This is a genomic window from Streptomyces sp. NPDC093568 (assembly GCF_044764945.1).
Classification (GTDB): Bacteria; Actinomycetota; Actinomycetes; order Streptomycetales; family Streptomycetaceae; genus Streptomyces.
In genome coordinates this window covers 1,814,200-1,836,338 of record NZ_JBIWJD010000001.1, presented here as the reverse complement: position 1 = coordinate 1,836,338, position 22,139 = coordinate 1,814,200, and the positions used below count along the sequence as shown (strand labels likewise).

The window sequence follows — 22,139 nt, the reverse complement described above, 5'->3', positions numbered from 1 at the left end:
TAGGCACGGAGCGCATGTCACGTCAATGGGTCCGTGTCGAAAATGTTTCGATGAACGAAGGTCACGCCCGAGTCACAGGGAAGAGCCTTGGTCACTGGGCTTGACACCCCTTCGGGAGGCCCTTACGTTCCCGTCTTGAATCGTTTCACAGTGAAGCGTTTCAGGCGCCCCCGCCCGTCCCCCGCCTGTTCCCCCGCCTGTCCCCGTCCGTCTTTCGTTCCGTCTTAGTTCCCGACGTCACAGGAGCCCTGAAGTGACCGAGCTCGCCGCGGTGAAGGCCGCACTCAAGACCCAGGCCGTCGAAACGCCGTCGTGGGCGTACGCGAACTCGGGAACGCGGTTCAAGGTGTTCGCCCAGCGGGGCGTTCCACGGACGCCGCGGGAGAAGTTGGACGACGCGGCGAAGGTGCACGAGTTCACGGGCGTCGCGCCTACCGTCGCCCTGCACATCCCCTGGGACAGGGTCGACGACTACGCGGCGCTCGCCAAGCACGCCGAGGAGCGGGGGGTGCGGCTCGGCGCGATCAACTCCAACACCTTCCAGGACGACGACTACAAGCTGGGCAGCATCTGCCATCCCGACGCGGCGGTGCGACGCAAGGCCGTCGACCATCTGCTGGAGTGCGTCGAGATCATGGACGCGACGGGCTCGCGGGATCTGAAGCTGTGGTTCGCGGACGGCACGAACTACCCCGGGCAGGACGACATCCGGGGGCGTCAGGACCGGCTGGCCGCAGGGCTGGCCGAGGTGTACGAGCGGCTCGGGGACGGGCAGCGGATGCTGCTGGAGTACAAGCTCTTCGAGCCGGCCTTCTACACGACGGACGTGCCGGACTGGGGGACGGCGTACGCGCACTGTCTGAAGCTCGGACCGAAGGCGCAGGTTGTCGTCGACACCGGGCACCACGCGCCCGGGACCAACATCGAGTTCATCGTCGCGACGCTGCTGCGGGAGGGGAAGCTCGGGGGGTTCGACTTCAACTCGCGGTTCTACGCGGACGATGACCTCATGGTGGGGGCCGCCGACCCGTTCCAGTTGTTCCGGATCATGTACGAGGTCGTACGCGGCGGCGGGTTCACCTCCGACGTGGCCTTCATGCTCGACCAGTGCCACAACATCGAGGCGAAGATCCCGGCGATCATCCGGTCGGTGATGAACGTGCAGGAGGCCACGGCGAAGGCGCTGCTCGTCGATCAGGCGGCGCTGCGCTCCGCTCAGCGGGCCGGGGATGTGCTGGAGGCCAACGCGGTGGTGATGGACGCGTACAACACGGACGTGCGTCCGCTTCTTCGTGAGGTCCGGGAGGAGATGGGGCTCGATGCCGATCCCATCGCCGCGTATCGCCGGTCCGGGTGGGCCGAGAGGATCGTCGCCGAGCGAGTGGGAGGAGAGCAGGCCGGTTGGGGGGCCTGAGGCCTGACTCTCGTCTGCCGGGTCATTTGCCAGTTGCAGGCCGCGGGCCGTGTGTGGCTGGTCGCGCAGTTCCCCGCGCCCCTTCAGGGGCGCTGCACTCCTCCCTTGTAACGCGTCATCGTAAGGATTGATCGCTCATGGCAACCCATCCCGAAGCCGCCGCCCTCCTCGCCCGGTCCCGCCGGCTCGGCTCGGACCCCCGCAACACCAACTACGCCGGCGGCAACGCGTCCGCCAAGGGCACCGACATCGACCCGGTCACCGGCGGGGACGTCGAGCTGATGTGGGTCAAGGGGTCCGGTGGTGACCTGGGGACGCTCACCGAGTCCGGGCTGGCCGTGCTGCGGCTGGACCGGATGCGGGCGCTCGCCGGCGGCTACCCGGGCGTCGAGCGCGAGGACGAGATGGTCGCCGCCTTCGACTACTGCCTGCACGGCAAGGGCGGGGCGGCCCCCTCCATCGACACCGCCATGCACGGGCTCGTCGAGGCGGCGCATGTCGACCATCTCCACCCGGACTCCGGGATCGCGCTCGCCTGTGCCGCCGACGGGGAGAAGCTGACCGCCGAGTGCTTCGGCGACACCGTGGTGTGGGTGCCCTGGCGGCGGCCCGGGTTCCAGCTCGGGCTCGACATCGCGGCCGTGAAGAAGGCCCATCCGCAGGCCGTCGGCTGCGTTCTCGGCGGACACGGGATCACCGCCTGGGGGGACACCTCCGAGGAGTGCGAGCGCAACTCGCTGCACATCATCCGCACCGCCGAGAAGTTCCTCGCGGAGCGAGGCGGGGCCGAGCCCTTCGGGCCCGTCGTCGAGGGCTACGAGGCGCTGCCCGAGGCCGAGCGGCGCGAGCGGGCCGCGGCGCTGGCACCGTATGTGCGGGCCCTCGCCTCGCAGGACAAGGCGCAGGTCGGGCATTTCACCGACTCCGACGTGGTGCTCGACTTCCTGGCGAGTGCCGAGCACCCCCGACTCGCCGCCCTCGGTACCTCCTGCCCCGATCACTTCCTTCGGACCAAGGTGCGGCCGCTGGTGCTGGACCTGCCGCCGGCCGCTCCGCTGGAGGAGGCCGTCGCGCGGCTCAAGGAGCTGCACGCCGAGTACCGCGAGGAGTACGCCGCCTACTACCGGCGGCACGCCCTGCCGGACTCCCCCGCCATGCGCGGCGCCGACCCGGCGATCGTGCTCGTCCCGGGCGTCGGCATGTTCAGCTTCGGCAAGGACAAGCAGACCGCGCGGGTGGCCGGCGAGTTCTACGTCAACGCCATCAATGTGATGCGCGGGGCCGAGGCCGTCTCCTCCTACGCGCCCATCGAGGAGTCCGAGAAGTTCCGGATCGAGTACTGGGCCCTGGAGGAGGCCAAACTCCAGCGGATGCCGAAGCCCAAGCCGCTCGCCACTCGGGTCGCGCTGGTGACGGGCGCGGGCAGCGGGATCGGCAGAGCGATCGCGCACCGGCTGGTCGCCGAGGGCGCGTGCGTCGTGGTCGCGGACCTCGACGCGGAGAACGCCCGGGCCGTCGCCGAGGAGCTGGGCGGATCCGACAAGGCCGTCGCGGTGACCGTGGACGTCACGTCCGAGGAGCAGATCGCCGACGCGTTCCGGGCGGCCGCGCTGGCCTTCGGCGGGGTCGACCTCGTCGTCAACAACGCCGGGATCTCCATCTCCAAGCCGCTCCTGGAGACCTCGGCGCGGGACTGGGACGTCCAGCACGACATCATGGCGCGCGGCTCCTTCCTCGTGTCGAGGGAGGCGGCGCGTGTGATGATCGCGCAGGGGCTCGGCGGTGACATCGTCTACATCGCCTCCAAGAACGGCGTGTTCGCCGGCCCGAACAACATCGCGTACGGCGCCACCAAGGCGGACCAGGCCCATCAGGTACGGCTGCTGGCCGCCGAGCTGGGCGAGCACGGCATCCGCGTCAACGGGATCAACCCGGACGGTGTCGTGCGCGGTTCGGGCATCTTCGCCGGCGGCTGGGGCGCCCAGCGAGCCGCGGTGTACGGGGTCGAGGAGGCGAAACTGGGCGAGTTCTACGCCCAGCGGACCATCCTCAAGCGGGAGGTGCTGCCCGAGCATGTCGCGAACGCCGTCTTCGCCCTGACCGGCGGGGACCTGACGCACACCACCGGGCTGCACATCCCGGTCGACGCCGGCGTCGCGGCCGCCTTCCTGCGATGAGCGCGGGCGTGAGGTCGTACGCCGCGGTAGACCTCGGCGCGTCCAGCGGACGTGTCATGGTCGGCCGCGTCGGCCCGGACCGCCTGGAGCTGGCCGAGGCGCACCGGTTCGTGAACCGGCCGGTGCGGGTGCCCGAGGGCCTGCGCTGGGATGTGCTCGGGCTGTACGCGGGGGTGCTGGAGGGGCTCGGGGCCGCGGGTCAGGTCGACTCGGTCGGCATCGACAGCTGGGCCGTGGACTACGGGCTGCTCGACGCGGACGGGGCGCTGCTCGGCAATCCCGTGCACTACCGGGACTCCCGGACGGAAGGGGTCGCCGAGCGGGTGTGGGCGACCGTTCCGGCGGACGAGCTGTATGCCGCGACCGGTCTGCAGTACGCGCCCTTCAATACCCTCTACCAGCTCGTCGCCGCCCAACCCGTCGGCGCCGACCGGCTGTTGCTCATCCCGGATCTGCTGTCCTACTGGCTGACCGGCGAGCAGGGCACCGAGCTCACCAACGCCTCCACCACCCAGCTCATCGATCCCCGCACGCGTGACTGGGCCCACGGCCTCGCCGCCCGGCTGGGCATCGACCTGGCCCTGTTCGCGCCGCTCAGGCGGCCCGGCGATCCGGCGGGGCTGCTGCGGGAGGAGGTGCTGGAGGAGACCGGGCTGACCGGTCCGGTGCCGGTGACGGCGGTGGGGTCGCACGACACCGCCTCGGCCGTGGCCGCCGTGCCGGCCGACGGCGAGCGGTTCGCGTACATCTGCACCGGCACCTGGTCGCTGGCCGGGCTGGAGCTGGGCGCCCCCGTGCTCTCCGAGGAGAGCCGGGCCGCCAACTTCACCAATGAGCTCGGGCTGGACGGCACGGTCCGGTATCTGCGCAACATCATGGGGCTGTGGCTGCTCCAGGAGTGCGTACGGGCCTGGGGACAGCCGGAGTTGGGCGGGCTGCTGCTGGAGGCCGGCAAGGTGCCGGCCCTGCGGTCGGTCGTGGACGCCGGGGACGCGGCGTTCCTGCCGCCGGGGCGGATGCCCGAGCGGATCGCCGAGGCGTGCCGCGCCTCGGGGCAGCCGGTGCCCGTCTCGCCCGCCGAGATCACGCGCTGCATCCTCGACTCGCTCGCCCTGGCCCACCGCCGTGCCGTCCGGGACGCGCAGGCGCTGGCCGGCCATCCGGTCGACGTCGTGCACGTCGTGGGGGGCGGTACGCGCAACGCCCTGCTGTGCCAGCTGACCGCGGATGCCTGCGGGCTGCCGGTGGTGGCCGGTCCCGCGGAGGCCGCCGCCCTCGGGAACGTGCTCGTGCAGGCGCGGGCCCACGGGCTGGTCGGCGACCTCGCCGACGGGCGGCGGCTGCTCACCCGTACCCAGCCGCTGAACCGGTACGAACCGCGGGGGCATGCGGAGCGCTGGCGCGAGGCCGAGGCCCGGCTCGCCCTGGGATGAGAAGGGGTCTCCCCCGAGCCGCGCCGCCGCATTACCCTGCACTCATCGGATGATCGATCTCAAGGAGCCGCGATGCGTGTCGCCCTGTTCCTGACCTGCGTCAACGACACGCTCTATCCGGACACTGGGCGTGCGGTGGTGAAACTGCTGACCAGGCTGGGCGTCGACGTCGACTTCCCGACGGGCCAGACCTGCTGCGGGCAGGCGCACTACAACACCGGCTATCGGCAGGAGGCCGAGCCACTGGCCCGGCATTTCTCCGATGTCTTCGGGGCGTACGAGGCGATCGTCACCCCGTCCGGGTCCTGCGGGGCGATGGTGCGGGAGCTGTATCCGAGGATGGGTGAGCGGGCGCGGGCCGAGGGGCGCGGGGACACGCTCGCGGCGACGCTGGCGCCCGTGGTGCCGAAGACGTACGAGCTGACGGAGTTCCTGGTGGACGTGCTGGGGGTGACGGACGTCGGCGCCTACTACCCGCACAAGGTGACCTATCACCCGACCTGTCACGGGCTGCGCGGGCTGGGGCTCGGCGACCGGCCCCTGCGGCTGCTCCAGGCGGTCAAGGGGCTGGAGCTGGCGGAGTTGCCGGGGGCCGACGAGTGCTGCGGGTTCGGCGGCACGTTCGCGCTGAAGAACTCCGACGTCTCGGCGGCGATGGGCGCGGACAAGGTGCGCAACGCCGAGTCGACGGGCGCGGACGTGCTGTGCGCCGCCGACAACTCCTGTCTGATGCACATCGGCGGGACCATGACCCGGTTGCGGACGGGCATGCGGCCGGTGCACATCGCGGAGATCCTGGCGAGCACGGAGGAGGAGCCGGCCGTATGAGCGGGACGTATCTGGGGATGCCGGCCTTTCCGAAGGCCGCGCACGAGGCCGTGCACGACGCGACCCTGCGCGGCAACCTGCGGCACGCCACGCACACCATCCGCGCCAAGCGGGCGAAGGCCGTCGCGGAGGTCGACGACTGGGCGGCGCTGCGCGAGGCGGGCAAGCGGATCAAGGACCACACCCTGCGTCATCTCGACCGCTATCTCGTGCAGTTGGAGGAGTCGGTCACGGCGGCGGGCGGTACGGTCCACTGGGCCGCCGACGCCGACGAGGCGAACCGGATCGTGGCCGGCCTGGTCAGGGCGACCGGCGAGACGGAGGTCGTCAAGGTCAAGTCGATGGCCACGCAGGAGATCGGGCTGAACGAGGCCCTGGAGGCCGAGGGGATCCGTGCCTACGAGACCGATCTCGCCGAGCTCATCGTGCAGTTGGGCAAGGACCGCCCCTCGCACATCCTGGTCCCGGCCATCCACCGCAACCGGGGTGAGATCCGGGACATCTTCCGCGGCGAGATGGGCGAGTGGGGCCGCCCGGCACCCGAGGGCCTGACCGACACGCCCGCCGAACTCGCCGAGGCCGCGCGTCTGCACCTGCGCGAGAAGTTCCTGCGCGCCAAGGTCGGCGTCTCCGGTGCCAACTTCATGGTCGCCGAGACCGGCACGCTGGTCGTCGTGGAGTCCGAGGGCAACGGGCGGATGTGCCTGACCCTGCCCGAGACGCTGATCTCCGTCGTCGGCATCGAGAAGATCCTGCCCACCTGGCGGGACCTGGAGGTCTTCCTGCAGACCCTCCCCCGCTCCTCCACCGCCGAGCGCATGAACCCGTACACCACCATGTGGACCGGTACAACGGACGGCGACGGGCCGCGCACCTTCCATCTGGTCCTGCTCGACAACGGCCGCACCGACACCCTCGCCGACGAGGTCGGCCGCCAGGCCCTGCGCTGCATCCGCTGCTCGGCGTGCCTCAACGTGTGCCCGGTGTACGAGCGGGCCGGCGGGCACGCGTACGGCTCGGTGTACCCGGGCCCGATCGGCGCCATCCTCAGTCCTCAACTCCGGGGTGTGACCAGCGAGATCGACGCCTCCCTGCCCTACGCCTCGTCGCTGTGCGGCGCCTGCTACGAGGTGTGCCCGGTCGCCATCGACATCCCCGAGGTGCTGGTGCATCTGCGGGAGCGGGTCGTGGCGGGCGGCGAGGTGACCGCACGGGGCAACAAGGTGGTGCTGAAGCCCGCCAAGGGGCACGCCGCCGAACGCGCCGCGATGCGGGCGGCACGCTGGGCGTTCAGCCACCCGGGCGCGCTGCGCGCGGGGCAGCGGCTCGCCTCGCGGACCCGCCGGCTCCATCCCCGGTCGCTGCCCGGACCCGGCAAGGCGTGGAGCGGCAGCCGGGACCTGCCCGCGGTGCCGGCGGAGCCGTTCCGCGACTGGTGGCAGCGCACGCACGGCGGGAACGACGGCAAGGGGGCGGCCAAGTGAGCAGCAGAGAACGGATCCTGGGCCGGGTGCGGCGGGCGCTGACGGACGTGCCGCACGACGACACGCCGTACGAGCGGGCGGTCGCGCGGGACTATCTGCGGGAGCACGGGGAGCGCGATGTCGCGCAGACGGTCGATCTGCTGGCGGAGAATCTGACGGACTACCGGGCGATCGTGCACCGCTGCACGCCCGCCGATCTCGCGGCGACCATCGCCGGCATGCTCGCGGCGCGCGGGGCGCGGACGGTGCTCGTGCCGCCGGGCCTGGACGCCGGGTGGCTGGCGGAGACCGACGCCGTGCGGATCCCGGACGAGGTGGAGAGCACCGCGCACGAACTGGATCAGGTCGACAGCGTGGTCACCGCGTGTGCCGTGGCCGTGGCCGAGACCGGCACCATCGTTCTCGACGGCTCCCCGGACCAGGGCCGCCGCCGCATCACGCTCGTCCCCGACCACCACATCTGTGTCGTACGGGTCCCGGAGCAGGTGGTCTCGTCCGTCCCGCAGGCCCTCGAACGTCTCGACCCGGTCCGCCCGTTGACGTGGATCTCCGGTCCGTCGGCGACCAGCGACATCGAGCTGGACCGGGTGGAGGGCGTGCACGGTCCGCGCACCCTCGAGGTCGTGCTCGTCGGCTGACCGGGTCAGATGTCCCGCCGCTCCAGCGGGTGCACGGCGGGGCCCTGGACGACCCGGCCGTCGGCATCGAAGCGCGAGCCGTGGCACGGGCATTCCCAGGTCCGCTCGGCACGGTTGAACGCTACGAGGCAGCCCAGGTGCGTGCACTTCGCGGAGACGGCGTGCACGTTTCCGTCCTGGTCGCGGTGGACGGCGCAGCGCTTGCCGTTGACGTGGACGATCGCGCCGTCACCGGGGGCGATGTGCTCCACCGAGGCGGTCGAGGAGTCCTTGAGGTGCTGGAGCCGGTCGCCGACGAAGTGCCGGGCCACGTCGGACTGGTGCTTGACGAACTCCTTGCCCTCGCGGACCACGGACATCACCCGGCGGGGGTCGTACAGCTCGCTCCACGGATTCTCGCGGCCGGCAACGAGATCGCAGAGCAGACGGCCCGCCATGATGCCGCTGCTGAGCCCCCAGCCGCCGAAGCCGGTGGCCACGTGGACGTGCCGGCTCCGGGGGTGCAGGGGGCCGACGAGTGGTACGGAGTCCGTGGAGTCGTTGTCCTGCGTGGCCCATCGGTGGGTGAAGGTGAGGTCGCCGAACCGCTGGGACGCCCAGGTCGTCAGGGTGTCGAAACGCGCCTCGACGTCCCCGCCCGCGCCCGGGGTGAAGTGCTCGCCGGTGACGATGAGCAGGCGCTTGCCGTCCCCGAGGGGCGCGGTGCGCACCGAGCGGGTGTTCTGTTCGGTGGTGATGTACATGCCCCTGGGGGCCCGGGACTCCTCGACGGGGGCCGCGACGACCAGTTCCCGCCGTGGGGAGAGGCGGGTGAACAGCAGCGCGCGGTCGAAAATCGGGTAGTGGGTGGCGACCACGACGGTGCCGGCCCTCACCTTCACTCCGGCGTCGGTCGTCAGCACACAGGGCTCGCCCTCGGAGAGGCCGACCACGCGTGTGTGCTCGTGGACCCGGCCGCCGAGGCGGCGCAGGTCGGCGACGAGCGCCAGCAGGTACTTCCGGGGGTGGAACTGCGCCTGGCCGGCGACGCGCACCGCGCCCGCCACCGGATACGGCAGGTCCGTGTCGGACACGTACTCGGCGGCAAGGCCCGCTTCCCGGGCGGCGTCGGCCTCCTCCCGCAGTTCGCCGGTGCGGCCGGCGCCCTCGGCGTAGGTGTAGGCGGCCGTCTCCTCCCAGTCGCAGTCGATGCCGAGCTCGTCCACGACCCCCGCGGCGTGCCGGATCGCGTCCGTCTGCGAGGTCGCGTACAGATGGGCGCCCTCCTTGCCGCGGGTGCGGCGGAGCCGGTCGTAGACCAGGGTGTGCAGAGCGGTCAGCTTGGCGGTGGTGTGCCCGGTGACGCCCGCGGCGACCCGGTCCGCCTCCAGGAGGGCCACCTCGTGTCCCCGCCGGGCCAGCTCCCACGCCGTGGCGATCCCGGCGATCCCCGCGCCGACGACGGCGACGTCGACCGTGAGGTCGCCGTCCGGTGGGGGCGCGGGGTCGCCGGGTGGTGCCGTTTCGATCCAGTAAGACGCGTGGGCGCGGGTCGGTCCGTCCATGGCGGCCGAGTTCCCCCGACCGCCCGCGTCACACGACGGACCGCAGGTCAGCCGAGGCCGGCGGTCACCTCGTAGCGGCCGGAGGGAAGGCGGTAGCTCGCGACACCGCCCTCGAAGCCCAGGTACTCGACGCCCGGCACCCGGGACAGCGGGGTCCGGCCCTCGCGCACCGTGGCGGGGTCGGCCGTGGGGATGCGCAGGGTCGCGGTGCTGTTCGCGGGGACCACGGCCCGGTAGGTCAGCTTCCGGCCGTCCGCGCGCCACTCGCTGACGATCTCCCCGTACGGTGAGTGATGGGAGGCGGCCACGTGGGTGATCCGCCCGGTCGGGTCGAGGTGCGGTCGCAGGAAGAAGTGCCGGAAGCCAGGGTGGGCGGGGTCCTTGGCGATGCCGGCCATGCTCTCGTACATCCACTCCATGATCGCGCCGTAGGAGTAGTGGTTGAACGAGTTCATGTCGACCGGACCGAAGCCGTCCTCCTTGGAGTACGAGTTCCAGCGCTCCCAGATGGTGGTGGCGCCGTTGCGCACCGAGTACAGCCAGGAGGGCATGGCGTTCTGGTGGAGCAGCCGGTACGCCAGGTCGACGCGGCCCTCGTCGGTGAGCACGGGGGCGAGGACGTTCACGCCGAGGAAGCCGACGGAGAGGGTGTTCTCCGCGTACTTCACCCGGGTGCTGTCGGGATGGGCTTGCTTGTAGGCCTCGTCGTTGCCGATGTTGTCGGCGAGCAGGGTGACGAGCTGGCGGCGCTGGGCCTCGGTGTCGTAGAAGCCGAGCTTGAGGACCCACAGCAGGGCGGTCTGGCTGTTGTCCTCGGTCTTGCCGCCCGTGGGCGGCGCGGCGCCGAGGCTGGAGCGGACGGTCACCTGTCCGTTCGCGTCGGTGGCCAGGTACTTGGTGACGAACGCCCGCTTGATGCGGGCGAAGAGGTCGTCGTAGGCGCGGGTCTCGGTGGCGCGGCCGGTGGCGCGGGCCATGTCCGCCATGAGCCGGGCGCTGTAGCCGTAGTAGACGTCGCTGATGAGCTGGGTGCTGGTGTCCTGGAACGCCAGCCAGTCGCCGAAGATCGCGCCCTGTCCGGCGTAGGTGTCGCCGGTGCGCGCCCGGATCCAGTCCATGTACTTCGTCATGGCGGCCCAGCTGCGGTCGACCACCGTGGTGTCGCCGGACATCTGCCACACCGTCCACGGCACCACGACCCCGCAGTCCGCCCAACCGCTCGCGGGAATGGGCTGGTTGTAGCGGGAGCCGGGGGCGACCCAGGTGAACTGGGCGCCGTCCTGGCCGTAGGTCCTCTGCGAATCGATGAGGATGTCCTCGAAGTGGCTGAGGAAGTTGGCGGCGTCGGCGTTGTAGAGGCCGGTGTTGCAGAACAGCTGGGTGTCGCCGGTCCAGCCGAGGCGTTCGTCGCGCTGCGGGCAGTCGGTGGGCACCCAGAGGTAGTTGCCGCGCTGGCCCCAGCGGACGTTGCTGATCAGCTGGTTGACGTCGGTGTCGTCGGTGGTGATGGTGCCGATGTCGCGGAGGGCGGAGGTCGCGACGCGGCCGGTGAACCGGGTGAGGGTGACGGTGTCGGTCGCGGTGAGGGAGACGTACCGGAAGCCGTAGAAGGTCAGCGAGTCCTGGTGGGTCTCGCCGTCGGGGTCGCCCTTGAGGACGTAGGTGCTGGTGGCCTTGGCCGCGCGGAGGTTGGCGCGGTAGACCGAGCCGACGGGGCCGTCGGCTCCCTCGCTGTCGTCGTTGAGCATCTCGCCGGGCTTGAGGACGACTTGGGCGCCCGCCGGGCCGCGCAGCGTGTAGCGGGGCACGCCGACCAGGTTCTGGCCGAGGTCGATGACGGCCGTGTCACCTGGGCGCAGGGTCACGGACGCGGTCGCGGCGGCGGCCGGGGCGGTGACGGTGCGAGCGGGGTCGATGACGATGCGGCCCTTGCCGTTCGGGCTGCCGTCCTGGCCCGTCACGCCCGTGTAGACGGTGACGGACTGCGGGCGGCGGTCCCAGGCGGACATCAGGCGTGCGCTCTCGCCTGGGTAGGCGACCAGCTTCCCCTCGGGGAACCTCGTGGCGTGGTCGTGCTCGCTCACGCCTGCCCAGCCGGAGGCGTCGAAGCCGTTCGCCGTCCAGCCCGGGAGCTCCTTGCGGGCGTCATAGGTCTGGCCGTCGTAGATGTCGTCGGCGCGGTAGGGGCCGCTGTCGGTGGCCTTCCAGTCGTCGCCGTCGGCGGTGGTGACGACCGTCTGCTCGGAGCTGTCGGCGTAGCGGATCAGGAGCTTGGCCTTGAGGGCGAGACGGTTGCCGGCCGCGGAGTAGTAGGCGCTGTTCTCGGAGACACGGCTGTTGTACCAGCCGTTGCCGAGCACGGCGGCGAGGGTGACCTGCCCTTGGTTCCGCTCTCCCGCGACCAGGTCGGTGACGTCGTAGGTGAAGTAGTTGACGGTGCTGTCGTAGTTGGTCCAGCCCGGCGTCAGCAGTTCGTGGGTGGTGCCGTCGCCCTGGGGCACGGCGACGCGTCGGCCGTTGACGTAGGCGTCGTACACGCCGAGGGCGGTGATGTAGAGGCGGGCGTCGTGCACCCGGCGTCCCGTCAGACGGGCTTGCCGGCGCAGGAGTGGTGCGCCGGGGGTGTTGGGCTGCTTGCCCGCCATGCTGATCCACCGGGCGCCGTCCCAGCCCGCGATTCCGTCGGTGCCGAGCAGGCCGGTCTCGAAGTGGGCGGTGGGCGCGGCGGGGACGGCGCGGCCGGTCTCGTCCCAGACCGTCACCGTCCAGTGGTAGCGGGTGGAGGGGCGCAGGGCGGGGCCCGCGTAGCGCACGGCGACCGAATCCGGTGAGGTGACGCGGCCGCTGTCCCAGACGTCCGCGCGGGCGGGGGTCAGGCGGTCGGGGGCGGTGGCCACCAGGATGCCGTACGCCGACTGGCGGCGGCCGCGCACCGAGGAGGCCGTGCGCCAGCCGAACCTCGGGTGTGCGGCGTCCACGCCGAGGGGGTTGGCTCTGTGCTCGACCGTGAGGCCCTCGACCGCCGCGCGCGGCGAGGTGGGTGCGGCGGCCGCCGGTCCGCCTCCGATGACCCCGCCCGCGACGGCGAGCGGCGCGGCACCGAGTGCCGTGGTGAGCACGGTCCTGCGGGGCACGCCTCTGCCCTTCGTGCTGTCGACTCCGTCGTTCATGCCGTAGTCCCTTTCGGCTGCTCGGAGTTGTAACGATTCAGCTCGAACGACGGTTGAAGCTAGTGGTAGAAGTGAAAGGTGTCCATGGTTCGATCAGGACGAATACCTCGCAGTATTCAACAGAACTCCCCAGCCACAGAAGGGGAGTTGAAACCGTTCAAAAACGGAATCAGGAGTTCTTGTCCGGTCGCCTCGTCGAGTCGCGGCTCAGGATGCCGAAGGCCCACCGCTCGTTGAAGCCCGCGACGAAGCCGATGGCGCACCAGAATCCCCAGAACTCCGTGCCGGCGGCGGCCGAGCCCGGGTTCCCCGCCGAGGGGCAGATCTCGGCCGTTGTGGCGGGCGGCTCGAAGACGGTGACGATGCCGCCGCTGAGCAGGAAGTGGACGGCGAGGGCGAGGATCCAGCCGACGAACACCCGGTACACGCCCTCGTGGCGCATGCTGCGGGCCATCTGGCCGGGCACGACCACGCCCTCCCGGCCATTGGTCTGACGGCGGGCCAGCTGGTCCGCGCTCCCCCGCAGCCGTACCAGGACACTGAGCACGGCGCCGAACGCGCCGACACCGCCGCACACGAAAGCGCCGAGCAGGCTCCAGCGGTCGGTGCAGTGCAGCGTCACCCCCAGGGCGCCGAGCAGGTCGGCGCCCCAGAGCAGCGGCACGAGGAGCAGGGCGAGGCTCGCGACCGAGCCGAGGGCGAGCCCGAAGTTGAGTCCCCGGCTGACGGCGGTCGCGCTGTCCTGCGCGAGCCGGCCTCTCAAGTCGGCGATCTCCTGGTCGAGATACTCGGTCAGGTACTCGTTCGGGTCGGCCTCGCGCAGCCGCGCGTCACCGAGGGCGTTGCCCAGCACGCGCAGCACGGTCACCCGGGCCGAGACCCGCGTCCTGCGCTCGAAGGCGCGTTGCGAGGCGCCGTAGAGCAGCTGCAACTGCAGTTGCTGTGCCGGATACCGCTCGGCGAACTGCGTGTACTCACGGCCGAACCCGTCCGGGACGACCTCCGTCAGCCCTTCGGGCCGCAGCTCGGTGTCCGCCCCCTGGACCGACTCCCGCATACCCCGCCACCACTCCTGTCGGCGACCCCCGTCATCCGTCATGTGCACAGCTCTACCGGGGTCGGGACCCGGCGGGGAAGTCTCCCAAGGCACCAGTCCGGTAACCGATTTCACGGAAGTGCGACCGCCGCCCGCGTCACACGTGGACGATCGGGCAACCGCGTCGAACCGAGTGCTGGGCGGCCCGCAGATACACGGCGACGTAGAACGCCGTGTCGAGGTCCTCGCCCCACCGTCCCGGACGGCGCGCCGCGGTCTCCTTCGCCGGGCCGTCCAGGAACCACATGGTCAGCTCGAGGTTGTCCGACGTCGCCGGTATCTCGTCGGACGGCAGTCCGACCGCCCGTGCCAGCCGCTCCACGAGGGCGAGCACCTGCGGGGCACCGGCGACCGTCGTCGTCAGGTCGTAGGCGGACTCGACGGGCAGCTCGACCGGCTCGTCTAGCGACACCGGCACGAGCACCGTCCAGCCCAGGAGCAACTCCTGCTCCGCTGCGGACAGGTGGGCCCGGCACAGCGCGACGAAGCCGTCCATCGGCGGGACGAGCTTCTCCTCGAAGGCCGTCCCGGAACCATGGGCGAGCTTCGCCTCCTCGGGCACGCTCGTGTACGGCGGCAGCCCGCGCCGCTCCAGCTCCGCGTTGAGCCCGGCGGCGACGTCGGCCCGGCCGTCCTCCTCCTCGCCGAACCACTCCGTCGCGCCCACGCTCACCAGATAGATCCCCATGCCCCGCAACGTACCGCCCGCCACTGACATCGCCCCGGTCACCGGACGTCTGGCCCCCGTCGAGGGTGTCGCTGAGTACACCCGGCAATACGGGTTCTGCGCCCCATGTGATCGAGGCGCCGTCTCCGTAACTTCGTCGGCAGGGCACAGGGAGTGCCGGACGGAGAGTGATGACGATGTTTCGCACGGACACCCGACGCGGGCCCGACACGGGACCCGCCGCCGAGGCGCTCCGCCTGGTCAAGGTCACCAAGACCTACGGGTCGCAGGGAAGTGCCGTGACCGCGCTGGACGGGGTCACGCTCGGTCTGGGGCGCGGCACCTTCACCGCGGTGATGGGGCCGTCGGGTTCGGGCAAGAGCACGCTGCTGCACTGCGCGGCCGGTCTGGACCGGCCCGACAGCGGCATCGTGCGGGTGGACGGCACCGAGCTGACCGGGGGCGGCGAGACGGAGCTGACGAAGTTCCGGCGGGGCCGGATCGGGTTCGTGTTCCAGCAGTACAACTTGCTGGAGACGCTGACCGTCGCGCAGAACACGGTGCTGCCGCTCAAGCTCGCCGGGCGGCGCGTCGACCGCGTGCGGGCCAGGGAGATCCTGACCTCGGTCGGCCTGGGCGACCGGCTCGGGCACCGCCCCGACCAGCTCTCCGGCGGCCAGCGGCAGCGTGTGGCCATCGCCCGCGCCCTGGTGACCGAGCCCCGGGTGATCTTCGCGGACGAGCCGACGGGCGCCCTGGACACGCGCAGCGCGCGCGAGGTGCTGCGGCTGCTCCAGCAGGCGGTGCGGGTGCACGGCCGGACCGTCGTGATGGTGACCCACGACCCGGTGGCCGCCTCCTACGCGGACGCGGTGCTGTTCCTTGCGGACGGCCGGCTGGCGGGGCGGATGGACGCGCCGACCCCGGACACGGTGGCCGAGCGCCTCGCGCACCTGGGCGACGACGTGGCCGTGGGGGTGTGAGCGATGTTCCTGCTGGCCATGCGGTCGATCCGGCACCGCCCCGGGCGGTTCCTCGCGACGCTGCTGTCCGCGTTCCTGGGCACGGCGATCATCATGATGTTCAACTCGCTGCACGACACGGCGGCGCAGGACGGCGTCGACTCCACCAGCGCGGAGACGCTGTCCACCGCTGCGGGCGTCGTCGGCGGCTACGGCACCCTGCTGGTCTTCTTCGCGGTCGCCTCGACCCTGACGGTCAACGTCCGTCAGCGCGCCGCGGAGTTGGAGCTGCTGCGCTGCTCGGGGGCGACCCCGGCGCAGCTCAAGCGGATGGTCGTCGGCGAGGCCGTGGTCGTGGCCCTGGTGGGCGCCGCCCTCGCGATCGGCCCGGCGATGCTCGGCGGCCGGCTGCTGCTGGAGATGTTCCAGGACAGCGGGCAGGTCGCCGGGTCCGTCGACCACTCCTTCGGCCCGATCGCGTTCATGACGGGCATCGACATCACGCTGCTCGCCTCGGCCGGCGCCGCCTTCCTCGCGCTGCGGCGGGCGACGCGCGGGCCCGGACGGCGGGGCGGGGCACGGAAGTTCCTCGCGTACGGCGCGCTGCTGACCGGTACGGCGTCGGTCACGTCCACCTTCGCGTTCTCGGCGTCGGACGCGGCGCTGATGGCGCCGCCCGCCTACGGGGCGATCCTGCTGTCGGTGGGCTTCGCGCTGATGGCTCCCCGGCTGCTGGAGGGTGTGCTGGACCGGCTCCCGCTGAACGGGGCGAGTGGCTGGCTGGCGGTGCGGAACCTGCGGGAGCGGGCCGGTCAGCTGGCCGGGATCCTGACGTCGCTGATCCTGTTCACGGCGGTGGCCACGGCCACGCTGACCATGCAGGCGGTGGAGAGCGACACCGTCGGGGCCCTCGGCATCACCAAGTCGGTCGACGACAAGACCCTGGAGACCCTCAACTTCACGGTCGTCGGCATCATCGTCGTCTTCGTCTGTGTGATGCTGGTCAACTCGCTGTACGCGGCGACCAGTTACCGCGCCCGGGAGTTCGGGCAGCAGCGGCTCGCCGGGGCCACTGCGGGGCAGGTGCTCGGGACGGTCGCGGTCGAGGGTGTGATCCTGACGGTCACCGGTGTCCTCTTCGGCGCGCTGGCGGCACTGGCCGGCATCGTGTCGTTCACCGTGGTCCGCAGCGACGGTGTGCTGCCGGGTGAGATGTACGGCATCGGCGCGGCGATCGTCGCGGTCGCGGCGGCGGTGACGCTGGGCACGAGCCTGGCCACGGCCCGGCGGATGCTGCGGACCCCGGCCGTGGGGGCGGTCTCGTTGGCCGCGTGAGCGGAGCGGCAACGACGGGACGGCCGCTTCGGCGGCCGTAACCAGGGACGGTCGCTTCGGCGGCCGTCCCGTCGTTGCGGGCCTCCCGCGGTTTCACGACTCCGCTGTTTCACGCCCTCCGGCTACTTCACGCCATGTTTCACGCCTCCCGCGTCCAGGAGGGCGGTCACCGTGGCCACGGCCAGTCCGTCCAGCGTCTCGACCCGGGCCCCGGACCGGGCGCTGGCCCCGTCGAAGACGAGCATCAGCTGACGGGCGAGCAGCTCGGGATCCCGGGCCCCGCCCTCCTCGGCCCGCGCGCGGAAGAACCCCTTCATCCACTCCTTCGCCCCGCGGGCGACCGCACTCGCGGGGTGTTCCGGGTCCTTCAGCTCGACCAAGGCGGCGAGATAGGGGCAGCCCTGGTAGGCGGGCTCGGCGGACGCCTTCTCCAGGCGCTCGAAGACCCGCAGGATCCGCTCGCGCGGTGGCGCGGCGTCCTGGGTGTCGGGCGCCAGCTGGGCCTCGTACGCCGGCAGCTGTCGGGCCAGGCTCGCCGCGAGGACCTCGTCCTTGCTGGTGAAGAGCTGGTACATGGACCGCTTCGAGACGCCGGCCGTGCGGCACAGGGCCTCGACGCCGATGGAGACGCCCTCGCGGTAGAAGAGCTCGCCCGCCGCGTCGAGGAGCCGGTCCCTGGTGGACGCCTTGTCTGTGGTGGCCATACCGGCGAGGTTACCGCGCCGCGGAGCGCGAGGAAACCGATCGGTGTACCTTCTTCCGGTCCACGGAACCCTCGTGCCATCATCGGGGTGAACAAGCGCTTGGCCAGGCGCGCCACACGCGTCCTGACCGGCGCAGCCGAGCTGGAGGTCCCGTTGTTCACATCCGTCGACGACGTCTCCGCGCGCCTGGCCGAGACCGGCTATCTCGCCTCGCCCGCGGTCGCCACGACCGTCTTCCTCGCCGACCGACTCGGCAAGCCGCTCCTGGTGGAGGGCCCGGCCGGAGTCGGCAAGACGGAGCTCGCCAAGGCCGTCGCCGAGGTGGCGGAGGCCCGGCTGGTACGGCTCCAGTGCTACGAGGGGGTCGACGAGTCCCGGGCCCTGTACGAGTGGAACCACGCCAAGCAGCTGCTGCGCATCAGCGCGGGCCGCGACGAGACGTGGGACGAGACGCGCACGGACATCTTCAGCGAGGAGTTCCTGCTCACGCGCCCGCTGCTGACGGCCATCCGGGGCGAGGACCCCAAGGTGCTGCTGATCGACGAGACCGACAAGGCCGACGTCGAGGTGGAGGGCCTGCTCCTGGAGGTGCTCAGCGACTTCCAGGTCACGGTCCCCGAGCTCGGCACGATCACCGCGACGCGCCGCCCGTTCGTCGTCCTCACCTCCAACGCGAGCCGGGAGCTGTCGGAGGCGCTGCGCCGCCGCTGCCTGTTCCTGCACATCGGCTTCCCCGACGAGGAGTTGGAGCGCCGGATCGTACGGCTGAAGGTGCCGGGGCTGGACGAGACGCTGGCCCGCTCGGTCGTACGGGTCGTGGGCGCCCTGCGGGCGATGGACCTGCGCAAGGTGCCATCGGTCGCGGAGACCATCGACTGGGCGCGCACCCTGCTCGCGCTCGGCGCGGACACGCTGGACGAGACCGTCGTACGGGACACGCTGGGCGTGCTGCTCAAGCACCAGGACGACGTCCTCAAGGCCACCGCCAAGCTCGACCTGGACGCCCTGTGACCACGCCCGTGGGCGTCGCGGAGCGGCTGACGTCCCTCGTCGGAGCGCTGCGCGCGCACGGCATCCGGATCGGCACCGGCGAGACGGTGGACGCGGCGCAGGCGATGGAGGCGCTCGGTCTGACCGACCGTGAGCTGCTGCGCGAGGGCCTGGCGGCGACGCTGCTGCACGGCACCGGGCAGCGCCAGGTGTTCGACCCGGTCTTCGACCTGTACTTCCCGCGCGGCGTCGGCGGCCCGGAGCAGAAGGCGGCGGGGCGGGACGACCTGCGCGACCGTCTGGCGGACGCCCTGGCCACCGACGACGAGGCGCTGATGGCCCGGCTGGCGGTCGAGGCGGTCGACGGCTTCGGTGGGTACGGTTCCTCGCCGGAGTCGGACGGCTGGTCGTCGTACCAGACGCTGGAGCGGCTGCGCCCGCAGACCCTGCTCGCCCGGGTCCGGGACAACATCCGCGGGCAGGGCGGGAGTTCGGGGTTCGCGGACCGGCTGCTGGAGGACGAGATCCGGCGGCGTATCGAGACGTTCCGCGCACTGGTGGCCGCGGAGGCGCGGCGCCGGGTCGCCGAGCGGCGCGGGCGCGACGAGATCGCCCGGCGGGCGGTGGCCCCCACCGCCGACCGGGTCGAGTTCCTGTTCGCCGGGAAGGCCCAACTCGCCGAGCTGCGCAGGGCCGTTCAGCCGCTGGCCCGAAAGCTGGCGACCCGGCTCGCCGCCCGTCGCCGGCGGGCTTCCCGCGGCACGATCGACCTGCGCCGGACGCTGCGGGGCTCGCTGTCGACGGGCGGGGTGCCGATGCGTCCGGTCCTGCGGCGCCGGCGTCCCGTCCGTCCCGAACTGGTGCTGCTGTGCGATGTGTCGGGTTCGGTGTCGGGCTTCTCCGACTTCACGATGCTGCTGGTGCAGGCGCTGCACGACCAGTTCAGCAAGGTGCGCGTGTTCGCCTTCGTCAACCGGATCGACGAGGTGACCGGACTGCTTCAGCGCGGCACGGCCGATCCGGCGGGACTCAGCGCCCGCATCGAGGCGGAGGCCACCCTCACCGGCTATCACGGCAGCAGCGACTACGGCATGGCGCTGGGCGAGTTCGCCGAGCTGTACGGCGACGTCGTCGGTCCGCGCACGACCGTGTTCGTCCTCGGCGACGCCCGCACGAACATGAGCGACCCGAACCTGCCGGCCGTACGCCAGATCGCCGAGCGGGCGCGTCGCGTCTACTGGCTGAATCCGGAGCAGCGCTCCCGCTGGGGCACGGGCGACTCCGCCGCGCCCGATTACGCCGAGCTGGTCGAGATGCACGAGTGCCGCACCGCCCGGCAGCTCAGCGCGTTGGTGGCACGGCTGCTGCCGGTGTGATCAGGCGGCGAGCTGCGGGTACAGGGCGCTGGGATCCGCCGAGAGCCCGGCCTTGACCTGCCGCGAGATGTCGTCGGCCAGCACCTCGTAGGCGCCCGACTCGATGCCGTCGAGGGCCTGGGCCGCGACGCTCTCGGCCGTGGACTTGGGCGCGTCGACATGGGCGGCCATGTCGGTGTCGACGTAGCCGACATGCAGGCCGGTGACCTCGATGCCGCGCGGCTTCAGGTCGAGCCGCAGCGAGTTGGTCTGGGACCAGAACGCGGCCTTGGAGGCGCTGTACGAGCCGGCGATGCCGACCCAGGACAGCACGGAGTGGACGTTGAGGATGTGGCCGCCGCCGTTGCGCTCGATGACGGGGACGAAGGCCCGGGTGACCAGCAGCGGGCCGTAGAAGTTGGTCTCGAACTCGCGCCTGACGTCGTCGACGGGCGAGTCGAGGAAGTTCGCGTTCACCGACGCACCCGCGTTGTTGATCAGCAGGGTGACGTCCTGCGCCCGCTCGACGGCCGCGGCCACGGACGCCGGGTCGGTCACCTCCAGCGCGAGCGGCACGGCGTCGGGGTTCGTGACGGTCCGGGGGTCGCGGGCGGTGGCGTACACCTTCTTCGCACCCCGCGCGTAAAGGTCCGCGACCAGGGCGCGGCCGATACCGCGGCTGCCGCCGGTGACCAGGGCTACCGAACCTTCGATGGCGGTCATGGGAGTCTCCCTCGCAATTCTTGCTGCTTCTGCACGGCTGTACTCAGCACGCCCGGAAACCGATCGGTTTCCCATGACGACAAGAGTAAACCGATCGGTTTTCTCAGGGCAAGGGCTCAGGGCAAGGGGAGGGCCGGACCCTGGCGAAAATCAGGGTTCGCCCCCGATGGTCGGTACGTGGCGGATTTCCTACGCTCGGCAGGAGCGGAGGGGGATCCCATGAAGGCAGTGATTCAGGACCGGTACGGCTCGGCGGACGCCCTGGAGTTCAGGGACATCGACACACCGGTGCCGACGGCCGACGAGGTGCTGGTGCGGGTGCACGCGGCCTCGGTGAACGCGTACGACTGGCACCTCATGCACGGCGACCCGGTGATCGGCCGCTCGATGATGGGCTGGCGCAGGCCCAAGGAGCCGGTGCGGGGCCGGGACTTCGCGGGGCGGGTGGAGGCGGTGGGCTCCGGGGTCACGGGGCTCAAGCCCGGTGACGAGGTGTACGGCGAGGCCGACGGCGCGTTCGCGGAGTACGTGTGCGCGCGGGACACCGAGATCGGCCCGAAGCCGGCCAACCTCACCTTCGAGCAGGCGGCGGCGATACCCCTGGCGGGCAACACCGCGCTGATCGGCCTGCGGGACGTCGCCCGGGTGCAGCCGGGGCAGACCGTCCTGGTGAACGGCGCGTCGGGCGGTGTGGGCACCTTCGCCGTACAACTCGCCAAGGTGTACGGCGCCGAGGTGACGGCGGTGTGCAGCACGCGGAACGTGGAGCTGGTCAGGTCACTCGGCGCGGACCGGGTCATCGACTACAAGCAGGAGGACTTCACCCGGGGCGACAGACGCTACGACGTGGTGCTGGACCTGGTGGGCAACCACTCGCTCGCGGAGTTCAGGCGTGTGCTCACGCCCACCGGGACGCTGGTCCTGTCCGGCGGCGGGGTGTACGAGGGCGGCAGCATCGTCGGCCCAATGGGGCTGTTCATCAGGCGGCGGCTGGTGGCGCCCTTCGCACGCCACCAGCGACTGCTCGAGATATCGGCACGCCAGAGCAGGGCGAACCTCGCGGCGCTGCGAGAGCTGGCCGAGTCCGGGCGGATCGCCCCGGTCGTCGAGCGGACGTTTCCGCTGAGCGAGGCGGCCGAGGCCATCCGGTACCTGGAAGTGGAGCACGCGCGCGCGAAGGTCGTCGTCACGGTGTGAGGCTCCGGCGCGGGCCGGCTGAGCCGGCGGGGGGCTACTTCTTCGCGTACTCCCTCGCCGTCTGCCCCTGGAAGTCGTAGACGACGACCTGCTCGTCGCCCACGACCCAGGCGTCGTGTCCGGGCGAGCAGACAAAGACGTCACCGGGGCCGACCTCGCTCTCGCCGCCGTCGTCCATGCGGATGTGCATGCGCCCCTGGGCCATGTAGCAGTTGTGGTGCATCTCGCAGCTCTTGGTTCCCGCGAGCGGGGCCACGGACTCGGACCAGCGCCACCCGGGCTCGAAGGTCGCCACGGCGAAGTCGAGGTCCGTCATGTGGATGGCTTCGAGGTGGCCGCGGGGGAAATCACGCCGCTCGTCCGGCTTGTCGAGGGTCTTCACTTCCAACATGACGCGCTCCCTTCCGGCCGCGCCTCACCGC

General features: G+C 71.5%; 18 protein-coding genes. 11 read left to right on the top strand and 7 right to left on the bottom strand.

Annotation, left to right across the window (positions count from 1 at the left end):
- Positions 1 to 253: 253 nt before the first annotated feature.
- The 6 genes from rhaI to ACIRD7_RS07080 all read left to right on the top strand — a co-directional run bounded on the left by rhaI (position 254) and on the right by ACIRD7_RS07080 (position 7,974).
- On the top strand, positions 254 to 1,414 hold the full coding sequence (rhaI, locus tag ACIRD7_RS07105; protein WP_403450811.1) for an L-rhamnose isomerase: 1,161 nt from the start codon (positions 254 to 256) through the stop codon (positions 1,412 to 1,414).
- A 137-nt stretch (positions 1,415 to 1,551) separates the two neighbouring features.
- The gene (locus tag ACIRD7_RS07100; RefSeq protein ID WP_403450809.1) at positions 1,552 to 3,591 is read left to right on the top strand and encodes a bifunctional aldolase/short-chain dehydrogenase; all 2,040 of its coding nucleotides are present in this window, start codon (positions 1,552 to 1,554) and stop codon (positions 3,589 to 3,591) included.
- A complete protein-coding gene (locus tag ACIRD7_RS07095; RefSeq protein ID WP_403450806.1) occupies positions 3,588 to 5,024 on the top strand; it encodes a rhamnulokinase family protein in 1,437 nt (478 codons plus the stop codon). Before ACIRD7_RS07100 ends, ACIRD7_RS07095 begins: the two co-directional genes overlap by 4 nt.
- 72 nt (positions 5,025 to 5,096) lie before the next feature.
- Positions 5,097 to 5,852, top strand: coding sequence for a (Fe-S)-binding protein (locus ACIRD7_RS07090; protein ID WP_403450803.1), 756 nt, complete (start codon positions 5,097 to 5,099; stop codon positions 5,850 to 5,852).
- Positions 5,849 to 7,336, top strand: a complete 1,488-nt coding sequence (locus ACIRD7_RS07085; protein ID WP_403450800.1) for a LutB/LldF family L-lactate oxidation iron-sulfur protein — start codon at positions 5,849 to 5,851, stop codon at positions 7,334 to 7,336. The genes ACIRD7_RS07090 and ACIRD7_RS07085 overlap by 4 nt, the downstream gene beginning before the upstream one ends.
- Positions 7,333 to 7,974, top strand: a complete 642-nt coding sequence (locus tag ACIRD7_RS07080) for a lactate utilization protein C (protein ID WP_403450798.1) — start codon at positions 7,333 to 7,335, stop codon at positions 7,972 to 7,974. Before ACIRD7_RS07085 ends, ACIRD7_RS07080 begins: the two co-directional genes overlap by 4 nt.
- A 5-nt stretch (positions 7,975 to 7,979) precedes the next feature.
- Here the strand turns inward: ACIRD7_RS07080 and ACIRD7_RS07075 are convergent, their stop codons facing one another.
- The 4 genes from ACIRD7_RS07075 to ACIRD7_RS07060 form a co-directional block, all read right to left on the bottom strand.
- Positions 7,980 to 9,518 carry an FAD-dependent oxidoreductase gene (locus tag ACIRD7_RS07075; protein ID WP_403450796.1) on the bottom strand — a complete coding sequence of 513 codons (1,539 nt, stop codon included), beginning with the start codon at positions 9,516 to 9,518 and terminating at the stop codon, positions 7,980 to 7,982.
- Between the two features lie 47 nt (positions 9,519 to 9,565).
- Complete coding sequence (locus ACIRD7_RS07070; RefSeq protein WP_403450793.1) at positions 9,566 to 12,688, bottom strand: family 78 glycoside hydrolase catalytic domain; 3,123 nt, start codon at positions 12,686 to 12,688, stop codon at positions 9,566 to 9,568.
- Between the two features lie 169 nt (positions 12,689 to 12,857).
- On the bottom strand, positions 12,858 to 13,745 hold the full coding sequence (locus ACIRD7_RS07065; RefSeq protein ID WP_403450790.1) for a hypothetical protein: 888 nt from the start codon (positions 13,743 to 13,745) through the stop codon (positions 12,858 to 12,860).
- A 136-nt stretch (positions 13,746 to 13,881) separates the two neighbouring features.
- Positions 13,882 to 14,472, bottom strand: a complete 591-nt coding sequence (locus tag ACIRD7_RS07060) for a hypothetical protein (protein WP_403450788.1) — start codon at positions 14,470 to 14,472, stop codon at positions 13,882 to 13,884.
- A gap of 170 nt (positions 14,473 to 14,642) precedes the next feature.
- Between ACIRD7_RS07060 and ACIRD7_RS07055 the strand changes: the two genes are divergently transcribed.
- Positions 14,643 to 15,434: an ABC transporter ATP-binding protein gene (locus ACIRD7_RS07055; RefSeq protein ID WP_403450785.1), complete on the top strand. Its 792-nt coding sequence runs from the start codon at positions 14,643 to 14,645 to the stop codon at positions 15,432 to 15,434.
- A gap of 3 nt (positions 15,435 to 15,437) precedes the next feature.
- On the top strand, positions 15,438 to 16,748 hold the full coding sequence (locus ACIRD7_RS07050) for an FtsX-like permease family protein (protein ID WP_403450782.1): 1,311 nt from the start codon (positions 15,438 to 15,440) through the stop codon (positions 16,746 to 16,748).
- A 122-nt stretch (positions 16,749 to 16,870) separates the two neighbouring features.
- On the opposite strand, the gene ACIRD7_RS07045 is transcribed toward ACIRD7_RS07050, so the two are convergent.
- Positions 16,871 to 17,452, bottom strand: coding sequence for a TetR/AcrR family transcriptional regulator (locus ACIRD7_RS07045; RefSeq protein ID WP_403450780.1), 582 nt, complete (start codon positions 17,450 to 17,452; stop codon positions 16,871 to 16,873).
- A 153-nt stretch (positions 17,453 to 17,605) separates the two neighbouring features.
- On the opposite strand from ACIRD7_RS07045, the gene ACIRD7_RS07040 reads away from it, so the two are divergent.
- Together ACIRD7_RS07040 and ACIRD7_RS07035 are read left to right on the top strand one after the other, a co-directional pair.
- Complete coding sequence (locus ACIRD7_RS07040) at positions 17,606 to 18,463, top strand: AAA family ATPase (protein ID WP_403451705.1); 858 nt, start codon at positions 17,606 to 17,608, stop codon at positions 18,461 to 18,463.
- Positions 18,460 to 19,818 carry a VWA domain-containing protein gene (locus ACIRD7_RS07035; RefSeq protein ID WP_403450777.1) on the top strand — a complete coding sequence of 453 codons (1,359 nt, stop codon included), beginning with the start codon at positions 18,460 to 18,462 and terminating at the stop codon, positions 19,816 to 19,818. Before ACIRD7_RS07040 ends, ACIRD7_RS07035 begins: the two co-directional genes overlap by 4 nt.
- Here ACIRD7_RS07035 and ACIRD7_RS07030 read toward each other — a convergent pair whose 3' ends face one another.
- Positions 19,819 to 20,520 (bottom strand): SDR family oxidoreductase, encoded by a 702-nt coding sequence (locus ACIRD7_RS07030; protein WP_403450774.1) that lies wholly within the window; start codon positions 20,518 to 20,520, stop codon positions 19,819 to 19,821.
- A 219-nt stretch (positions 20,521 to 20,739) separates the two neighbouring features.
- On the opposite strand from ACIRD7_RS07030, the gene ACIRD7_RS07025 reads away from it, so the two are divergent.
- Positions 20,740 to 21,717, top strand: a complete 978-nt coding sequence (locus ACIRD7_RS07025; protein ID WP_403450771.1) for an NAD(P)-dependent alcohol dehydrogenase — start codon at positions 20,740 to 20,742, stop codon at positions 21,715 to 21,717.
- Between the two features lie 34 nt (positions 21,718 to 21,751).
- Here ACIRD7_RS07025 and ACIRD7_RS07020 read toward each other — a convergent pair whose 3' ends face one another.
- Positions 21,752 to 22,108 carry a cupin domain-containing protein gene (locus ACIRD7_RS07020; protein WP_403450768.1) on the bottom strand — a complete coding sequence of 119 codons (357 nt, stop codon included), beginning with the start codon at positions 22,106 to 22,108 and terminating at the stop codon, positions 21,752 to 21,754.
- Positions 22,109 to 22,139: the final 31 nt, after the last annotated feature.